The sequence below is a fragment of the Oleiphilus sp. HI0123 genome (assembly GCF_001635315.1).
In genome coordinates this window covers 1-356 of the sequence record NZ_LWGE01000960.1, presented here as the reverse complement: position 1 = coordinate 356, position 356 = coordinate 1, and the positions used below count along the sequence as shown (strand labels likewise).

At 44.4% G+C, this 356-nt stretch carries 1 pseudogene; it reads right to left on the bottom strand.

The features are described 5' to 3' along the window. A pseudogene (locus A3761_RS27495) lies at positions 1–356 on the bottom strand (dihydroorotase); the annotation flags it as partial.

Sequence of the window (356 nt, the reverse complement as noted above, 5' to 3'; positions counted from 1 at the left end):
TGTTCAATAAAAAACTTTTCCCGATCAAAGATATCAACCTCATGAGAGGTCACTTCACCGTGAATCAGTAATAACATGTCGCAAGCTTGCATTGCCTCAAAAACCGGGTAAAGCTCGTTCAAGGCTGAAACTGCAGCATCGGAATTGGTTGTTGCTCCTGCTGGGTAAAGCTTGGCTGCAATAATGCCCGCTTGCTTGGCGCGAGTAATGTCTTCGGGCTTTGTATCGTTTGTCAGATATAGGGTCATTAAGGGAGTGAAATCGACTCCTTCAGGTATAGCGTTTTCAATTCTGGCTTTATAAGCAAGTGCCATTTCTGTGTTAACAACAGGCGGGACAAGGTTAGGCATCACTAT